The sequence below is a fragment of the Humitalea sp. 24SJ18S-53 genome (genome assembly GCF_050632385.1).
GTDB lineage: Bacteria > Pseudomonadota > Alphaproteobacteria > Acetobacterales > Acetobacteraceae > Humitalea.
Map to the genome: position 1 here is coordinate 4246677 of NZ_CP192599.1, position 16755 is coordinate 4263431.

The window sequence follows — 16755 nt, forward strand, 5'->3', positions numbered from 1 at the left end:
TCATGTCGCGTCCTTCGGCGGTGCTGGCGATCGTGCTGGTCAGCTACCTGATGATCGTGCTCGACGCCTCGATCGTCATCACCGGGCTGCCGAAGATCCAGGCCGATCTTGGGTTTTCGCCCGAGGCGCTGTCCTGGGTGCAGAGCGCCTATACCCTGGCCTTTGGTGGCTTGCTGCTGCTGGGCGCGCGGGCGGGCGACATCCTGGGCAGGCGGCGGATGTTCATGGCGGGGCTTGGGCTGTTCACCCTGGCGTCGCTGGCGATCGGCCTGGCGCAATCCGCGACCTGGATGATCGCCGCCCGCGCGGTGCAGGGCGTGGGGGCGGCGATCCTGGCCCCATCGACGCTGGCGCTGCTGGCCACGACTTTCGCCGAGGGGCCGGAGCGGACGCGGGCGATCGGACTCTACGGCGCCGTGGCCGGGATCGGGGCGAGCCTGGGGCTGGTGCTGGGCGGCGTGCTGGCCGACCTGCTGTCCTGGCGGGTGGGGTTCTTCATCAACCTGCCGATCGGCATGGCGTTGCTGATGGCCGCGCGGCGCCATCTGGTCGAGACGGAACGCCGGTCCGGCCGTTTCGATGTGATCGGCGCGGTGTCGTCGACCTTGGGGATGGGCGCGCTGGTCTATGGGCTGGTGCGGTCCGCGACGGCCGGCTGGAGCGATGCGGTGACGATCGCCGCGCTGATCGCGGGCGTCGTGCTGGGGGTGGTCTTCGTCGTGACGGAATGGCGCGCGGCGCAACCGATCATGCCACTGCGGCTCTTCGCCAGCCGTGAACGCTCGGGCGCCTATGCGGCGCGGTTGCTGTTCCTGGGGGCGATGATCGGCTTCTGGTTCTTTGCGACGCAGTTCCTGCAGGGGGTGCTCGGCTATAGCCCGTTCCAGGCGGGGCTGGCCTTCCTGCCGATGACGATCCCGAATTTTGCCGTGGCCATGGCGGTGCCTTGGCTGACCAGGCGAATGGGCAATGCGCGGCTGCTGGCCGCGGGGTTGAGCCTGGCGCTGGCGGGGATGGCCTGGCTCAGCCTGGTGTCGGCCGGCACGTCCTACCTGGCCGGGATCGCGCTGCCGATGGTGCTGATCGGCATCGGTCAGGGCGGCACGCTGAGCCCGCTGACCGTCGCCGGGATTTCCGGGGTGGCGGCGAAGGATGCCGGTGCCGCGTCAGGACTTGTGAACGCGGCGCATCAGTTGGGCGGGTCGCTGGGGTTGGCGATCCTGGTCGTGGTCTTCGCGGCGGCCGGGACCAGCGGGTTGCAGGGGATGGATGTGCTGGCCCATCGGCTGGCGTCGGCCTTTGCCGCCGCTGCGGTGATGCTGGTGCTGGCGCTGGGGATCGTGGTCGCGCTGATCGTGCGGCCGGGCCGGGTGGCGCCCATCGCCATGCCCGCCAAAGCCTGAAACAGGAGAACGACCATGCAAAAACGCACACTCGGGCGCAGCGGCCTGGAGGTTTCCGCCATCGGCCTCGGCTGCATGGGGCTCAGCTTCGGCTATGGCCCCGCGACCGACAGGCCGGATGCGATCAGCCTGATCCGCCAGGCCGTCGAAGGCGGCGTCACCTTCTTCGACACCGCCGAGGTCTATGGGCCCTTCACCAACGAGGATCTGGTCGGCGAGGCGCTGGCCCCGTTCCGCGACCAGGTGGTGATCGCCACCAAATTCGGCTTCGCCTTTGCCGCCGATGGCACGCAGCAGGGCCTGGACAGCCGGCCGGACAGCATCAGGCGGGCCGTCGAGGGGTCGCTGAAGCGGCTGAAGATCGACACGATCGACTTGCTCTACCAGCACCGGGTCGATCCCAACGTGCCGATCGAGGATGTCGCCGGCACGGTGAAAGACCTGATCCAGCAAGGCAAGGTGCGGCATTTTGGCCTGTCCGAGGCAGGGGTGGCGACGATCCGTCGCGCGCATGCCGTCCAGCCCGTCACGGCGCTGCAAAGCGAATATTCCCTGTGGTGGCGCGAACCCGAGGAGGCGGTGCTGCCGGCGTTGGAGGAGCTCGGGATCGGCTTCGTGCCCTTCAGCCCGTTGGGCAAGGGCTTCCTGAGGGGCGCGATCAATGCGGCGACCCGTTTCGACAGCACGGATTTTCGCAATACCGTGCCGCGCTTCGCGCCGGAGGCAAGGCAGGCGAACCAGGGTCTGGTGGATCTGCTGGGCGCGATCGCGGCCAAGAAGCGGGTGACGCCGGCGCAGATCGCGTTGGCCTGGTTGCTGGCCCAAAAACCCTGGATCGTGCCGATCCCGGGCACCACCAAGCCGCATCGGCTGGCGGAGAATATCGGCGCGGCCGACGTCACGCTGACGCCCGATGATCTGCGCGAGATCGAAGGCGCCATCGCGAAGATCACCGTGCAGGGCGCGCGGTATCCGCAGCATTTGCAGGCGCTGGTGGGGCGGTAGGCGCGCCCTACAGCGCCCCGCTGGCCAGCGCCTGGTCCACGCCCCCCAAAATATGCCGGGCCATCACCGCCCGCGCCCCGGGGGCGTCGCGCCGCAAGGCGCAGTCGCGCAGGGCGGCGTGTTCGCGGATCGCGATCGCCCCGCGAAAGCCCAGGGCGCGATACTGGTAGCGTTGGTAGCGGTCGAAGACGGCGGCATGCGTCGCCATCAGGGTGCGTGACCCGCAGGCGCTGATCAGCGTTTCGTGGAATTGCGAGTCGAAGCGCCGCCAGGTTTCCAGCACTGTGCCGTCGCCGGCGTGCAGGCGTTCCTCGGCCTGGGACAGCTTGTGGTGGATGGCGACGACGCGCCCCTCCCATTCCACGTCGCCGGCGTGGAAGGCCTGGTCCAGGGCATGGCCCTCCAGCAGCAGGCGCAGGTTGGCGATGTCGCGCAGGTCGGCGGGTGAGAAGGGCGCGACTTCGAACCCGCGCTGGCCCTCGGCCACCACCAGGCGTTCGGCGATCAGCCGGCTGAGCGTTTCGCGCAAGGTGCCGAGGCCGGCGTCATAGGCGTCGCGCAGCGCGTCCAGTTTCAGTTTCTGGCCGGGTGCCAGGGTGCCGCGCAGGATGTCGGCGCGGATCAGGCGATAGGCGCGTTCGCCGGCCGTGGGCGTCGCCGCCTCGGGCGCGGGACAGGGGCGGGTGGAGGCGAAGGGCACCAAAGTGCCGGTGCTGACGACATGCTCCACGCAGCCGGCCACGTGGGCTTCCAGCAGGCGGCAGGCGCCCGCCGCGTCGCGCGCCAGGGCGCAGTGCAGCAGGTCGGCGTGTTGGGTCGCGGCGACGGCGCCACGAAAGACCACGGCGACCATCTGGTAGCGCAGGTAGCGGTCATAGGCGGCGGCATAGGTTTCCAGCAGGGCGGCGGAGCCGCAGGCCTCGATCAACGCCTGGTGGAATTCGCGGTCGTAGCGTTTCCACAGCGCCGCATCGGCGGGTTCGCCGGCCAGGAGTCGGCGTTCCAGCATGGCCAGCTTGTGGTGCGCGCCGACGACGCGACCCTCCCAGTCCAGATCGCCCGCGGCGAAGGATTTGTGGACCGCATGGCATTCCAGCAGCAGGCGCAGTTCGGCGACCTCGGCAAAATCCGCGGCCGAGACGGGGGCGACCGAAAAACCGCGCTGGCCCTCGGCGACGACCAGGCCTTCGCTCGCCAGGCGGTTCAGCGCCTCCCGCAAGGTGCCCACGCCGGCGCCGTAGATCTGGCGCAGGCCCTCCAGCCCCAGTTTGCGGCCGGGTGCCAGGCGGCCGAGGACGGTGTCGGCGCGCAGGCGGGCGTAGACCGCCTCGCCCGAGCTGTCCTGCGTCTCGCTTTGGAGCGCGGCTGGGTTCTCCATGCTGGGCAGTATCGTGAAGGGCCGCCGGATAAACAATATCGGTGATCTGATAAAATTTCGGATGATTTGCCGAATCTCGCTTGATCCTGTCGGTGGGCGTCTCTAGCCTCCGCGCACCTGCCGCAGCCATGCGGCCAAGAAATCATCGGGGAGGACGATCATGCAATCGAAACTCGGACGCCGGTCCGTCATGGCAGCCACGGCGGCCGCATTGGCCACCGCCCCGATCATCGGCGCGGAGGCCCAGGCGCGGCGCCGTATCCGCTTCTCCGCCGTGTTTTCCGACCAGGACATCCGCGCCGACGCGATGCGCGGCTTCCAGCAGGATCTCGCCGCGCAATTCGATGTCGAACTGCATCTGAACGCGACGCTGTTCCGCCAGGGCACGGAGCTGGTCGCGATCCAGCGCGGCAATATCGAGATGGCGAATCTCGCGCCGCAGGATCTGTCGCGGCAGATTCCGGCCTGGTCGGTGATGGCCTCCGCCTACCTGTTCCGCGACGCCGATCATATGCGGAAGGTCTTCAACGGGGAGATCGGCGCCGAGTTCAACCGCATGGCGCGGGAGCAGTTGAACGTCCATGTGCTGGGTCCGCTGTATTTCGGCACGCGCCATGTGAACCTGCGGCCGCGCAAGCGCATCAACACGCCGGCCGACATGGCGGGGCTGAAGCTGCGCATGCCGCCGGGCGAGACCTGGCAGTTCCTTGGCGAGGCGCTGGGTGCGAACCCGACGCCGGTCGCCTTCGCAGAACTCTATACCGCGCTGCAATCCGGCACGGTGGATGGCCAGGACAATCCGCTGCCAGCCAGCCGCACGATGCGCTTCTTCGAGGTGACGACGCAGTTCGTGCTGACCAGCCACCTCGTCGCCTATGACCTGCTCTCGGTCTCCTCCCGGTTCTGGGATGGGCTGCCGCCGGCGCAGCAGCAGGCCATCCAGGCGGCGGCGAACAAGGCGATCGACCAGAGCACGCAGCGCCACGTCGCGCAGGAACAGGAGTTGGTGGCTTTCTTCCGCGCCCAGGGCTTGGAAGTCTATGAGCCGGACGTCGCCGCCTTCCGCGCCGAGGCGCAGCGGCGCTACTTGGCATCGCCCCAGTCGCAGGGCTGGCCGCCGGGCATCCTGGATCGCATCGCCGCGGTGCGCTGAGCGTGACGACCGCGGCGTGCCGCCTGTTCGATTGGGGCCGACGGCGCGCCGAGGAAGTGCTGTCCGCGCTGCTGGTGGCGATGTTCGTCGCCTTCATGCTGCAGATCGTCACGCGCTATGTCTTGAACGCGCCGCTGAGCTGGACGGCCGAGTTCTCCACCCTCGCCTGGGTATGGGGCGTGTTGTGGGGTGCCGGGCTGGTGCTGCGCGATGATGAGGAGATCCGCTTCGACATCCTCTATGGCGTCATGCCGGGCGGTGTGAAGCGGGTGTGCGATGCGATCACCGGCATCGCGGTGGTCGTGGTCTTCACCTGGTCGCTGCCGGCGATGGTGGACTACGTCACCTTCATGAAGGTGGAGCGCAGCGCCTATCTCGGCATCCGCTTCGACCTGCTCTACTCGGTCTATCTGATTTTTGCTGTCGCCATGATCATTCGCCACGCCGCCATCGCCTGGCGCGCGGTGACGGGACGCGGCATCGCCCGGGGTGCCGCGTGAACCTGCATGATCCCTTCACCCTGGCGATGATCGCGCTGGTCGCATTGTCGCTGATGGGCCTGCCGATCGGGCTGACCATGATCATGGCCAGCATCATCTACCTCGGCCTGTCCGGGCAGGACATGTCCACCGCGGCGGAGCAGGTGCTGAACGGGCTGAACGGCAGCTACGTGCTGCTGGCGGTGCCGCTGTTCATCTTCTCGGCCGGGCTGATGAATGCCGGCAGCCTGACCGACCGGCTGCTGCGCTTCTGCAACCTGCTGGTCGGTCGTTTTCGCGGCGGGCTTGGCCACGTCAATGTCGTCCAGAGCGTGATCTTCGCCGGCATGTCCGGGTCCGCGATCGCCGATGCCGCGGGCAGCGGCAAGGTGCAGATCGACATGATGACGAAGAACGGCGCCTATCCGGCGAGCTACGCGGCGGCCCTGACCGCCGTCACGGCCGTCATCGGGCCGATCATCCCGCCGTCGATCCCGATGGTGCTCTATGCGCTGGTCGCCGATGCCTCGATCGGGTTCCTGTTCCTGGGCGGCGTGATCCCCGGGCTGCTGATGGCGCTGGCGCAGATGGGCATCAATTCGTGGATGGCGCATCGGCACGACTTCCCGATCTCCGAACGCGTGCCGCTGCGCGAATTCCCCCGCCTGACCTTGGAAGCTTTCCCGGCGCTGCTGATGCCGGTGATCCTGCTGGGCGGCATCTATGGCGGCGTGATGACGCCGACCGAGGCCGCCGCCGTCGCCGCGGCCTATGCCTATCTGATCGCGGCGGTGTTCTATCGCAGCCTGACCTGGCGGCAGACCTATACCGCGGTGGTGGAAAGCGCGCGATCGACCGCCGCCATCGGCATGCTGATCGCCGGCGCGCTGGCCTTCAACTACGTCATCACCAGCGAGAACATTCCCGTCACCGTGCGCGGCCTTCTGGCGGGTTGGGAGATGTCGAAGTGGGAGTTCCTGCTCGTCGTCAACGTGATCCTGCTGGTGCTGGGCTGCCTGCTGGAAGGCAGCACCATCCTGCTGGTGGTGGTGCCGGTGCTGGTGCCGACCGCGCAGGCGCTGGGCGTGGACATGGTGCATTTCGGCGTCGTCGTCGTGGTGAACATCATGATCGGGCTGATCACGCCGCCCTACGGGTTGCTGCTGTTCATCGTGGCGAAGATCTCGGAACAGCCGCTGGCGGCCGTGGTGCGCGACACCATCCCCTTCATGCTGGCGATGATCGCGGCGCTGATGCTGATCACCTATGTGCCCGAACTGGTGCTCTGGCTGCCGCGGCTGATGGGCTACCAGGGGTAAGCCCCGCAAGACAGGAATCATCACCGTGGCCAGCACCATCTACGTCCTCAACGGCCCGAACCTGAACCGGTTGGGCAAGCGCGAACCGGCGATCTACGGCCACACGACCTTGGCCGAGGTCGAGGCGATGTGCCGCGCCGAGGCGGGCGGGCATGAGGTCGTCTTCCACCAGACCAATTACGAAGGCCAGTTGGTGGATTGGATCCACGAGGCGACGGATGGCGAGGCGGGGGGCATCGTGATCAACCCGGCGGGGTTGAGTTTCCGGTCGATCCCGCTGCTGGACGCGCTGAAGATGTTCGGCGGGCCGATCATCGAGTTGCATATCTCCAACATCCACAGGCGGGATCCGATCTACCAGCATTCGCTGGTCTCGACCGTCGCGACGGCGGTGATCGCGGGGCTGGGGGCGCGGGGCTATGGGACCGCGATGCGGGAGATGCGGGCGATGCTGGCGGGCTGAGACTACCGCCGCCCGGCCGTGCCCAGCCACACCGCGAGCATGACCAGCGCGCCACCCAGCAAAACCTGCGGGGCGGGCCATTCCGCCAGCCACAGCGCCGCGATCAGCGCTGCCGACAGCGGTTGCAGGTAGCCGACCATCGAGGCTTCGGTCGCCCGCGCCCGGGTCAGCAGGATGGTGAACATCGCCAGCGGCAGGGCGGAGGCGAAGACCGCCAGCACCGCCAGCGTGCCCCAGACCCAGGCCGGCTGGTCGAAGGCCGACAGCGGCCCGAAACCGACCGCCAGCGCCAGGGCCACGGCGGCGGCCACGACCTGTTGGCCGAGTGCCAGCATCGCCGGCTGGCTGGGCCGCACCGCGCGGACATAGACGGTGCCGAGCGCGTAGGAGAAGGCGGTCGCCAGCATCAGAAGGGCGCCCTCCAGGCTGGCCCCGCCCTCCAGCGCGCCCGGTCCCATGATGACGGCGATGCCGCAGAAGCCGAGGACAAGCCCCGCCAGCGCCAGCCGCCCCGGCCGTTCCCCGGCCAGCAGGAAGGCGGACAGCAGCCCGACCCAGAGGGGGGCCGCGGATTGGATCAGGGCGGCGGGCGCGGCCTCGATCCGGCCGAGTGCCATGGCGGTCATCACATTGGGCAGCCAGCCGTTCAGCGTGCCGACCACCAGCATGTGCCGGACCAGTCCCGGCGCGGGGCGGGACATGGCCCCCGTCGCGGCCAGGAACGCCCATATGGCGAGGCCCGAGATCGCCCCACGGACGCCCGCCAGGGCAAAGGGGTGCATCACCCCCGCCACCAGGCGCAGCACCGGGAAGGACGCGCCCCAGAAGAAGCCAATGACCAACAGCCGCCACCACAGCGGCACCCCGGTCAGGTTTTGCGGGGGCGTCACCGCGTCAGCGCGCGCCAGCGGGCGACGTTCTGGTTGTGCTCCTCCAGCGTGCGGGCGAAGGCATGGCCGCCGGTGCCATCGGCGACGAAGTAGAGGAACTCATGCACCTCCGGCCGCGTCACCGCGCGCAGGGAGGCGACGCCGGGGGCGGCGATGGGGCCGGGCGGCAGGCCGCGGATGCGGTAGGTGTTGAAGGGGTGGTCGCGGTCGAGGTCGGCCCGGCTGATGGGCCGGTCGAGCGGCCCGGCGGCGGCGGCATAGGCGACCGTCGGGTCCGATTGCAGCGGCATGCCCCGGCGCAGGCGGTTGATGAAGACCCCGGCGACGCGGGCGCGTTCTTCCGGCCGGGCCGTTTCGCGTTCGACGATGCTGGCGAGGACCAGTGCCTCGCGCGCGCTCGCCAACGGCAGGTTTTGGGCGCGGGCGGCCCAGGCCTCGGCCAGGGCGGTGTCCATGGCGGCATCGGCGCGGGCGACCAGGGCGGCGCGGGTGTCGCCCCATTGGTAGGTATAGGTTTCGGGCAGAAGGGCTGCCTCGGCGAAGGGCGGCGTGTCGCCGGTCAGGCCCTCGGCGCGCTCCAGCAGGGGCTGGATCTGACGGATGGTCAGGCCCTCGGGGATGGTGACGCGGCGCTGCACCGGGCGGGCGCGGCGCAGGATCTCCAGCACCTGTTCCAGCGAGGCCGTGGGCGGAAAGGCGAATTCGGCGGCGCGCAGCGGCCCCTGCCCGCGCGTGATCCAGGCGGCGGCGGTGAAGAGGCGGGCATCGGCGATCACCCCAGCCTCGGCCAGCAATGCGCCGATCGCGGGGCCATTGGCGCCGCGCGGGATGACGAGTTGCGCGGGGGCGGCCAGCGGCCCGGGCGCGACCCAGGTCCGTTGCGCCCAGACCCAGCCGCCGGCGGCACCCGCGACCAGGAGTATCGCGAGAAGGAAGAGGAAACGTTTCATCGGGCGGCGCCAGAGGTGGCGACGGCCCCCCGATTTGTCAGGGGGCCGCGCGCCGGATCAGGCAGCGCGGCGAAAGATCACGCTGGCATTGGTGCCGCCAAACCCGAAGGAATTGGACAGCGCCACATCGATCGGGCGTTCCTGCGCATAGAGCGCCACCCGGTCGATCACGCTTTCGCGCGACGGCTTTTCCAGGTTCAGGGTCGGCGGGGCCACGCGGTCGCGGATCGCCAGGATGCTGAACACGGCTTCGACGGCGCCGGCGGCACCCAGCAGGTGGCCGATCGCCGATTTGGTCGAGGACATGGCCAGGCCCTTGGCATCGTCGCCGAACAGACGCTCGACCGCTTCCAGTTCCAGGTCGTCGCCGAGCGGCGTGCTGGTGCCATGGGCGTTGACGTATTGGATATCGGCCGGCGTCAGCAGCGCATCGCCCAGGGCGGCCTGCATGGCGCGGAAGGCGCCTTCATGGCCCTCGGCCGGGGCGGTGATGTGGTAGGCGTCGCCGGACATGCCGTAGCCCACGACCTCGGCGTAGATCGTCGCGCCGCGTGCCTTGGCGTGTTCCAGTTCCTCGAGCACCACGACCCCGGCACCCTCACCCATGACGAAGCCGTCGCGGCCCTCGTCCCAGGGGCGGCTGCCCTTGGTCGGCTGGTCGTTGAAGTTGGTGGAAAGCGCCCGGGCGGCGCAGAAGCCGGCCATGCCGATTTCGCTGACCGCGGCCTCGGCCCCGCCGGCGACCATCACATCGGCGTCGTTCAGCGCGATCAGCCGCGCCGCATCGCCGATGGCATGCACGCCGCTGGCGCAGGCCGTGACCACGCTGTGGTTCGGACCCTTGAAGCCATAGCGGATCGAGACATGCCCGGAGGCCAGGTTGATCAGGGCCGAGGGGATGAAGAAGGGCGAAATCCGCCGCTGCTTGCCCTGGCTGATCAGGATGGAGGCTTCATAGATGGTCGGCAGGCCGCCGATGCCGCTGCCGATGAGCACGCCGGTACGGCAGCGCGACTCCTCGTCCTCCGGCATCCAGCCGCTGTCCTCGACCGCCTCTCCGGCGGCGACGAGCGCCAGCTGGATGAAGCGGTCCATCTTCTTCTGGTCCTTGGGGGCGATCCATTCGTTCAGGTCGAGCCCGCCATCCGCCTTCGTGCCCACCGGCACCTGGCCCGCGATCTTCGCGGACAGATTGGTGGTGTCGAAGGATTGGATGGCGCCGATCCCGCTTTCGCTGGCGAGCATGCGTTTCCACACGCGCGGCACACCCAGGCCCAGGGGACAGGCGATGCCCATCCCCGTGACCACGACGCGGCGCGGGGTCGTCATACGACCTAGCACGCGGCTTGCTCCTGCCCGCCCCGGTCCGGACTCAGGCCTTCGCCTTCTCGATGAACTCGATCGCGTCCTTGACGGTCGTGATCTTCTCGGCGGCGTCGTCCGGGATCTCGATGGCGAAGGCTTCTTCGAAGGCCATCACCAGCTCGACCGTGTCCAGGCTGTCGGCGCCCAGGTCGTCGATGAAGGAGGCCGTGTCGGTCACCTTCGACTCTTCGACGCCGAGGTGCTCGACGACGATCTTCTTCACCTTGTCGGCGGTCTCGCTCATGTGCGGTCCTGTCTGTCCCGATTGGACTTTATTAGGGGTGGGTGGGGTAGAGTTGGGCGGTTTCCTGACGCGGCGCCGGTGGCGGGCGGGTGCGGTTGTTGCGATTCCCTCGGGCCCTGGCGTCGTATCACGACATGGTGGGGCGGCGTAGCCGCCGCAGGGGCCGGGGGCAAGGGGAGGAATGCATGCGCAGCCCCCGCAAACCCCCGAACCCGGTCAGATCATGGCCATGCCACCGTTCACATGAAGTGTCACCCCTGTAACCCAAGCCGCTTCGGCCGAGGCGAGGTAGGTGACGGCGGCGGCGATATCATCGGGGTTGCCCATGCGGCCGAGCGGGATGCGCCCCATCAGACCGGCCTTCTGGGCATCGTTCAGGGCATCGGTCATGGCGGTTTTGACAAATCCCGGGGCGACCACGTTCACCGTCACGCGGCGCGGGGCGACTTCCTGGGCGAGCGCCTTGCTCATGCCGATCAGGCCCGCCTTGGCGGCGGCGTAGTTCGCCTGGCCGGCATTGCCGGTGACGCCGACGATGCTGGCGATCGAGATGATCCGGCCCGAACGGCGCTTCATCATGCCGCGCAGGGAGGCACGGGCCAGGCGGAAGGGCGCGGTCAAATCGACCTCGATCACATCGCCCCAGTCCTTGTCGCCCATGCGCAGGGCCAAGCCGTCGCGGGTCAGGCCCGCGTTGTTCACGAGGATGTCGAGGGCGCCGAGCTTTTCCTCGATCGCCTCGACCAGGGCGGCCGGGGCCTCGGGGTCGGACAGGTCGGCGGGGAAGATCGCAGCCCCTTCGCCGAGTTCGGTGGCCAGGGCCTGGAGTTCGGCTTCCCGCCGGCCGGTCAGGGCGACGCGGGCGCCCTGGGCGTGCAGGCCGCGGGCGATGGCGGCGCCGATGCCGCCCGTGGCGCCGGTGACCAGGGCAACCTTGCCGTCGAGGCGGAACAGGGCGGTCATGTGAGGCTCCTCAGCACGGTCTCGATCTCGGCGGGGGTGCCGCAGGCCATGGCCTGGGCATCGGGCGCGTTGCGCTTGGCCAGGCCGGTCAGGACCTTGCCCGCGCCCAGTTCGACGAAGCGGTCGCAGCCCATGGCGGCCATGGCGGCGACGCATTCGCGCCAGCGGACGGTGGCGGTGACCTGGGTGACCAGCATGTCGCGGATGTTTGCGGGGTCGGTGGCCTTGGCGGCGCTTACGTTGGCGACCAGGGGGACCAGGGGGGCCTGGATGCTGGCGTCGTCCAGCGCATCGCGCATCACGGCGGCGGCGGGGGCCATCAGGGCGCAGTGGAAGGGGGCGGAGACGGGCAGGATCATGGCGCGCTTCACGCCATCGGTTTTCGCGATCTCGACGGCGCGTTCGACGGCCGCCTTGGCGCCGCTGATGACGACCTGGCCGCCGCCATTGTCGTTGGCGGCCTCGACGACCTGTTTTTCGCCGGTTTCGGGGTCTTCCGATGCGCGTTCGCAGATGGCGATGGCCTGGGCGAGGTCGGCGCCCAGAAGGGCGGCCATGGCGCCTTCACCGGCCGGGACGGCGGCCTGCATCGCTTCGCCGCGCAGGCGGAGGAGGCGGGCGGCGGTCGGGATATCGAAGGCGGAGGCGGCGGCCAGGGCCGAGTATTCGCCGAGCGAATGGCCGGCGACGAGGGAGACGCGGTCGGCGAGCTTGAACCCGCCCTCCGATTCCAGCACCCGCAGCACGGCGAGGGAATGGGCCATCAGCGCGGGCTGGGCATTGGCGGTGAGGGTGAGGTCCTCCGGCGGGCCTTCGAACATCAGGCGCGACAAATGCTGCTTCAGCGTTTCGTCGACGAGGCCAAAAACCTCGCGCGCGGAGGCAAAAGCGGCGGCGAGGTCGCGGCCCATGCCGGGGGCCTGACTGCCCTGACCGGGGAAAACAAAGGCGAGAGCCATGTGTGAGGGGCCGCTTCTTGTGGCTATGGGTGCGGCGGGCGCCTAGCGGTGGGGGGCGGATGTGTCAATGTGACGAAAGCACAAAGCCTCTTCACGCGCGGGCAAAGACATGCTCAAAGCCGCCTCCCCTGCCGGGCGCGTGGCATCGCGCCCGGCTATGCCTGTTTTCTGGCCCCCGGCATCCCGCCGGTCGCCAGCCAGGCTGAGCCAGCCGAAGGGAAAACCGGTGCCGTTGTACGAAAGCGTGTTCATCGCACGCAATGACCTGACACAAGCGCAGGTCGAAGTCATCGCCGACCAGGTCGCGACCATCGCCACCGAAGCGGGCGGTTCCATCAAGAAGCGCGAGTATTGGGGCCTTCGCGGCCTTGCCTACCGCGTGAAGAAGAACCGCAAGGCGCATTACATGCTGCTCGGCATCGAATGCCCGCCCGCCGCGGAAAAGGAAATCGCGCGCCAGTTCGGCCTCAATGAAGACGTCCTGCGTCACATGACCTTGCGCGTCGAAGCGATCGAGGAAGCGCCGTCGGCCATCCTCGCCAAGCGCGCCGACGATCGTGAGCGTGACCGTGGCTTCCGCGGCCCCCGCCCGGCTGGCCGTTTCGGCAGCGGCCGTGGCCGTGAGCGCGACGACCGCGAGGAATTCCGCGCCCGTGGGCGTGATGACGGCGAAGAGGGCGTGCCCGAATACCGCGGCCGCGGCGGGGAGGAATAAGCGATGTCCGAAGAATCGAACCCCGCCGGCCGTCGCGCCGCCGTTGGCGCCCGCCGTCCGTTCTATCGCCGTCGCAAGTCCTGCCCGTTCAGCGGCCCGAACGCGCCGAAGATCGACTACAAGGACGTGCGCCTGCTGTCCCGCTTCCTGTCGGAGCGCGGCAAGATCGTCCCGTCGCGCATCACCGCCGTGTCCGGCAAGAAGCAGCGTGAACTCGCCAACGCCATCAAGCGTGCGCGGTTCCTGGCGCTGCTGCCGTACGTGATCGCGGACTGATACGCCGGAAGGCATGGGCAGCGTGGCGACCCCTTCTCAGGGCACCCGGGGCATAGCAGCCGACCCACGCTGGCTTGCCGCCGGCGCGGGGGGGCTCGTATCTGCCGCCTTGGCGCTTTGGGCGTTCCGGGGCCTGCCGCTGGGGCCGGGCCTGCTGTGGCTGTCACCGTTGCCGTTGTTCCTGGCGGGGTTGGGCTTTGGCCTGCCGGCCATGGTCGCGGCGGTCGGCGTGGCCTCGGCGGCGCTGCTGGCGGCCGGGGGGTTCATCCCCTTTGCCATCCATTTCCTGGCCTTTGCCTTGCCGGCCGTGATCCTGGTCGCGGTCGGGCTGCGGCGCGGGCGGTTGGACGGGTCGCTGCCATTGGCGCTGCTGGGGATCTACCCGGCCGTGCTGATCCTGTTCGCGGCGCTGCTGCTGGCGGGGGATGGCGGGCTGGAAGCGGTGCTGACGGCCATCGTCAAGGTCGGGCTGGACCGCATGGGCCTGCCGGCCGGTGACGCGATGGTCGCCGATATCGTGCGGATCAAGGCGGCCGCCGTCGGCTTCTGGCTGGCGCTGGCGCTTCTGGTCAACGGCATCGGCGCGCAGGGGTTTCTGGCCCGGCGCGGCCTGTCGCTGGCACCGCGCCCGGCGTGGTCGGAGGCGATGCTGCCAAAACTCTATCCGGCGATCCCGGCCGTGGCGCTGGTCATCGCGGCGATGGATGATTTTGGCGGCACCACCCTGTCGCTGTTCATCGTGCTGATGCTGCCGCTGCTGTTCCGGGGCCTTGCCGTCATCCACACCCGCACGCGCGGGCGCAATGGCCGGCCCTTCATCCTGGGCGCCGGCTACATGGCGCTTGTGATTTTCAGCGTCCCGACCGCCGCCTTCCTGGTGGGCCTGGCCCTGTTCGACCACTTTTCCGCGCGGGCCCCGCGCGGAACCACCTGACAACCCGTTTAGATTAAGGGGGATATCCCGATGATCGACCTGATCCTCATGCAACGCGTCGAAAAGCTTGGCCAGATGGGCGAGACCGTGAAGGTGCGCCCGGGCTATGCGCGCAACTTCCTGCTGCCGCAGGGCAAGGCCATCCGTGCCAGCCGCGACAACATGGCGAAGTTCGCCGAACAGCGCGCCCAGCTCGAAGCCCAGAACATCAAGCGCCGTGACGAGGCCGAGCGCGTCGCCGAGCGCGTGACCGGCCTGACCGTCACGATCATCCGCCAGGCGGGTGAGAGCGGCGGCCTGTATGGCTCCGTCAGCCCGCGCGACATCGCCGAAGGCTGCACCGAAGGCGGCTTGACCGTGACCCGCGCCCAGGTGCTGCTGGAGCAGCCGATCAAGGCGGTCGGCCTGCATACCGTGCGCGTCGAACTGCACCCGGAAGTGCATATCCCGGTGATCGTGAACATCGCCCGCAGCCTGGAGCAGGCTGAGAAGCAGGCCCGTGGCGAAGACCTCAAGGCCGCCGACGCCGCCGAGGAAGCGAGCCTGGAGGCCGAGCTGGCCGCCGAGCTGGCCGACCTGGGCGCCGCGAGCGAGTAAGCACACCCGGGGGCTTTTCGCCCCCGGACCCCGGCTGGGGGGCCGCCGCCCCCCGGACCGGCAAAGTGAAGCGGGGGCACCGCCCCCGCGCCCCGGCGCGACTTTGTCCCCGTTATCCCCACTTCGCACCACTCCAGGCGCGTCGCGCATGCGCTAGGATGGGGATATGGATTCTCTACCCGCTTCCGGGCTTCAGCCCCGCCTTCCCCCACAAAACATGGCGGCCGAACAGGCCCTGCTCGGCGCCCTGCTGGCCAATAACAAGGCCTATGAGCGCGTCTCGGAATTCCTCTCCTCCGAGCATTTTGCCGACCCGGTCCACGGCATCATCTACAGCGCGATCCAGCGCAGGCTGGAGGCCGGGCAACTCGCCGATGGCGTGACCCTGCGCGCGCAATTCGAACATTCCGGGCTGCTGGATGAGGTCGGCGGTGCCGCCTACCTGGCGCAGCTGTTGTCCGCGACCGTGGGCGTGATCAACGCCGGTGAATACGGCCGGGTGATCCATGACGCCTGGTTGCGGCGGCAGTTGATCGACCTCGGCGAAACCGTGGTGAACCGCGCCTTTGGCGATGCCGAGGGGCTGATCGCGCAGGACCAGGTGGAGGCCGCCGAACAGGCGCTGTTCGACATCAACAAGGATTCATCGACCGGCGGCGGCTTCCTGGGGTTTGACCGCGCGCTGTTGCAGGCGGTCGAAGTCGCGGCGACGGCCTTTACGCGCGGCGAGGGCGTGTCGGGCCTGGCGACGGGGTTGCGGGATATCGACCGCAAGATGGGTGGGCTGCACCCTTCGGACCTTCTGATCCTGGCCGGGCGTCCGGGCATGGGCAAGACCGCGCTGGCGACGAAGATCGCCTTCGGCGCGGCCAAGTCGCTGTTGCAGGAAGCGCGAGACAAGAACGGCCCCAACGCGGTGCCCAAGGCGGGGGTCGCGCTCTTCTCGCTGGAAATGAGCGCCGACCAGTTGGCGACACGTCTGTTGTCGGAAGAGGCCCGCATCTCCGGCGACCGCATCCGGCGTGGTGAGATCGAGCAGACAGATTTCGACCGCTTCGTGGCCGCCAGCCGGGAATTGTCGGCGCTGCCGATCTACATCGACGACACGCCCGCGATCACCATCAGCGCGATGCGCACCCGTTGCCGCCGGTTGCAGCGCCAGAAGGGGCTGGACCTGATCGTGGTGGACTACCTGCAGCTGATGCGCCCGGCGGCCGGCACCAAGCCGGAAAACCGCGTGCAGGAAATCAGCCAGATCACCCAGGCGCTGAAGGCCATCGCCAAGGAATTGCGGGTTCCGGTCATCGCCCTGTCCCAGTTGTCGCGTCAGGTCGAATCGCGCGAGGACAAGCGCCCGCAGCTTTCGGACTTGCGTGAATCGGGATCGATCGAGCAGGACGCCGACGTCGTGATGTTCGTATATCGTGACGATTACTATCTGGCGCAGCGCGAACCAAAGACCACGAACTTCGATAATGACGAGAAGTTCCACGCCGCCCACGACAAGTGGCAGCAGGAAATGGCCCGCGTGCACAATCGCGCCGAGCTTTACATCGCCAAGCAGCGGCACGGCCCCACCGGCAAGATCGACCTGTTCTTCGAAGGCGAGTTCACCCGCTTCGGCGACCTGGATCAGACCCACGAACCGGACCAGTATTAGCG

At 68.8% G+C, this 16755-nt stretch carries 18 protein-coding genes; 11 read left to right on the forward strand and 7 right to left on the reverse strand.

Features of this window, described 5'->3' with window-relative positions:
- Positions 1 to 2: 2 nt before the first annotated feature.
- Both ACQW02_RS20360 and ACQW02_RS20365 read left to right on the forward strand, forming a co-directional pair.
- A complete protein-coding gene (locus tag ACQW02_RS20360; protein ID WP_431281737.1) occupies positions 3 to 1403 on the forward strand; it encodes an MFS transporter in 1401 nt (466 codons plus the stop codon).
- A gap of 15 nt (positions 1404 to 1418) precedes the next feature.
- Positions 1419 to 2408 (forward strand): aldo/keto reductase, encoded by a 990-nt coding sequence (locus tag ACQW02_RS20365; RefSeq protein ID WP_431281738.1) that lies wholly within the window; start codon positions 1419 to 1421, stop codon positions 2406 to 2408.
- 7 nt (positions 2409 to 2415) lie between these two features.
- Here the strand turns inward: ACQW02_RS20365 and ACQW02_RS20370 are convergent, their stop codons facing one another.
- Entirely contained in the window at positions 2416 to 3786 is a 1371-nt protein-coding gene (locus ACQW02_RS20370; protein ID WP_431281739.1) for a GntR family transcriptional regulator, read from the reverse strand.
- A 160-nt stretch (positions 3787 to 3946) separates the two neighbouring features.
- Between ACQW02_RS20370 and dctP the strand changes: the two genes are divergently transcribed.
- From dctP to ACQW02_RS20390, 4 genes are read left to right on the forward strand one after another with little or no spacing between them, the layout of a single operon-like run.
- Entirely contained in the window at positions 3947 to 4939 is a 993-nt protein-coding gene (gene dctP / locus ACQW02_RS20375; RefSeq protein ID WP_431281740.1) for a TRAP transporter substrate-binding protein DctP, read from the forward strand.
- Positions 4940 to 4941: 2 nt separating this feature from the next.
- A complete protein-coding gene (locus tag ACQW02_RS20380; RefSeq protein ID WP_431281741.1) occupies positions 4942 to 5439 on the forward strand; it encodes a TRAP transporter small permease in 498 nt (165 codons plus the stop codon).
- Positions 5436 to 6737, forward strand: coding sequence for a TRAP transporter large permease (locus ACQW02_RS20385; protein ID WP_431281742.1), 1302 nt, complete (start codon positions 5436 to 5438; stop codon positions 6735 to 6737). The genes ACQW02_RS20380 and ACQW02_RS20385 overlap by 4 nt, the downstream gene beginning before the upstream one ends.
- 25 nt (positions 6738 to 6762) lie before the next feature.
- The gene (locus tag ACQW02_RS20390; RefSeq protein WP_431281743.1) at positions 6763 to 7200 is read left to right on the forward strand and encodes a type II 3-dehydroquinate dehydratase; all 438 of its coding nucleotides are present in this window, start codon (positions 6763 to 6765) and stop codon (positions 7198 to 7200) included.
- A gap of 2 nt (positions 7201 to 7202) precedes the next feature.
- On the opposite strand, the gene ACQW02_RS20395 is transcribed toward ACQW02_RS20390, so the two are convergent.
- From ACQW02_RS20395 to fabD, 6 genes are all read right to left on the reverse strand, one after another.
- A complete protein-coding gene (locus tag ACQW02_RS20395) occupies positions 7203 to 8090 on the reverse strand; it encodes a DMT family transporter (protein WP_431281744.1) in 888 nt (295 codons plus the stop codon).
- Entirely contained in the window at positions 8087 to 9040 is a 954-nt protein-coding gene (gene mltG, locus ACQW02_RS20400) for an endolytic transglycosylase MltG (RefSeq protein WP_431281745.1), read from the reverse strand. Before mltG ends, ACQW02_RS20395 begins: the two co-directional genes overlap by 4 nt.
- Positions 9041 to 9097: 57 nt before the next feature.
- Positions 9098 to 10369 carry a beta-ketoacyl-ACP synthase II gene (fabF, locus tag ACQW02_RS20405; protein ID WP_431285940.1) on the reverse strand — a complete coding sequence of 424 codons (1272 nt, stop codon included), beginning with the start codon at positions 10367 to 10369 and terminating at the stop codon, positions 9098 to 9100.
- Positions 10370 to 10412: 43 nt separating this feature from the next.
- Positions 10413 to 10649, reverse strand: a complete 237-nt coding sequence (locus tag ACQW02_RS20410) for an acyl carrier protein (protein WP_431281746.1) — start codon at positions 10647 to 10649, stop codon at positions 10413 to 10415.
- A 216-nt stretch (positions 10650 to 10865) separates the two neighbouring features.
- Positions 10866 to 11603 (reverse strand): 3-oxoacyl-[acyl-carrier-protein] reductase, encoded by a 738-nt coding sequence (fabG, locus tag ACQW02_RS20415; RefSeq protein WP_431285941.1) that lies wholly within the window; start codon positions 11601 to 11603, stop codon positions 10866 to 10868.
- Positions 11604 to 11608: 5 nt separating this feature from the next.
- Positions 11609 to 12571 carry an ACP S-malonyltransferase gene (fabD, locus tag ACQW02_RS20420; protein WP_431281747.1) on the reverse strand — a complete coding sequence of 321 codons (963 nt, stop codon included), beginning with the start codon at positions 12569 to 12571 and terminating at the stop codon, positions 11609 to 11611.
- A gap of 226 nt (positions 12572 to 12797) precedes the next feature.
- Here fabD and rpsF point away from each other — a divergent pair, with 226 nt between their 5' ends.
- From rpsF to ACQW02_RS20445, 5 genes are all read left to right on the forward strand, one after another.
- Positions 12798 to 13286, forward strand: a complete 489-nt coding sequence (gene rpsF, locus ACQW02_RS20425; protein ID WP_431285942.1) for a 30S ribosomal protein S6 — start codon at positions 12798 to 12800, stop codon at positions 13284 to 13286.
- 3 nt (positions 13287 to 13289) lie between these two features.
- Positions 13290 to 13562 carry a 30S ribosomal protein S18 gene (rpsR, locus tag ACQW02_RS20430; RefSeq protein WP_431281748.1) on the forward strand — a complete coding sequence of 91 codons (273 nt, stop codon included), beginning with the start codon at positions 13290 to 13292 and terminating at the stop codon, positions 13560 to 13562.
- 109 nt (positions 13563 to 13671) lie between these two features.
- Positions 13672 to 14496 carry a hypothetical protein gene (locus tag ACQW02_RS20435; protein WP_431281749.1) on the forward strand — a complete coding sequence of 275 codons (825 nt, stop codon included), beginning with the start codon at positions 13672 to 13674 and terminating at the stop codon, positions 14494 to 14496.
- A gap of 24 nt (positions 14497 to 14520) precedes the next feature.
- Entirely contained in the window at positions 14521 to 15093 is a 573-nt protein-coding gene (gene rplI, locus ACQW02_RS20440) for a 50S ribosomal protein L9 (protein WP_431285943.1), read from the forward strand.
- 166 nt (positions 15094 to 15259) lie between these two features.
- Positions 15260 to 16753, forward strand: a complete 1494-nt coding sequence (locus ACQW02_RS20445; RefSeq protein WP_431281750.1) for a replicative DNA helicase — start codon at positions 15260 to 15262, stop codon at positions 16751 to 16753.
- Positions 16754 to 16755 lie beyond the last annotated feature (2 nt).

Excerpts from the sequence above, each read along its gene's own strand:
- rpsR (WP_431281748.1), top strand. The coding sequence starts at position 13,290 with ATGTCCGAAGAATCGAACCCCGCCGGCCGTCGCGCCGCCGTTGGCGCC.
- fabD (WP_431281747.1), bottom strand. The coding sequence starts at position 12,571 with ATGGCTCTCGCCTTTGTTTTCCCCGGTCAGGGCAGTCAGGCCCCCGGC.
- ACQW02_RS20365 (WP_431281738.1), top strand. The coding sequence starts at position 1,419 with ATGCAAAAACGCACACTCGGGCGCAGCGGCCTGGAGGTTTCCGCCATC.
- ACQW02_RS20370 (WP_431281739.1), bottom strand. The coding sequence starts at position 3,786 with ATGGAGAACCCAGCCGCGCTCCAAAGCGAGACGCAGGACAGCTCGGGC.
- fabF (WP_431285940.1), bottom strand. The coding sequence starts at position 10,369 with ATGACGACCCCGCGCCGCGTCGTGGTCACGGGGATGGGCATCGCCTGT.
- dctP (WP_431281740.1), top strand. The coding sequence starts at position 3,947 with ATGCAATCGAAACTCGGACGCCGGTCCGTCATGGCAGCCACGGCGGCC.
- ACQW02_RS20410 (WP_431281746.1), bottom strand. The coding sequence starts at position 10,649 with ATGAGCGAGACCGCCGACAAGGTGAAGAAGATCGTCGTCGAGCACCTC.
- mltG (WP_431281745.1), bottom strand. The coding sequence starts at position 9,040 with ATGAAACGTTTCCTCTTCCTTCTCGCGATACTCCTGGTCGCGGGTGCC.
- ACQW02_RS20360 (WP_431281737.1), top strand. The coding sequence starts at position 3 with ATGTCGCGTCCTTCGGCGGTGCTGGCGATCGTGCTGGTCAGCTACCTG.
- ACQW02_RS20445 (WP_431281750.1), top strand. The coding sequence starts at position 15,260 with ATGGATTCTCTACCCGCTTCCGGGCTTCAGCCCCGCCTTCCCCCACAA.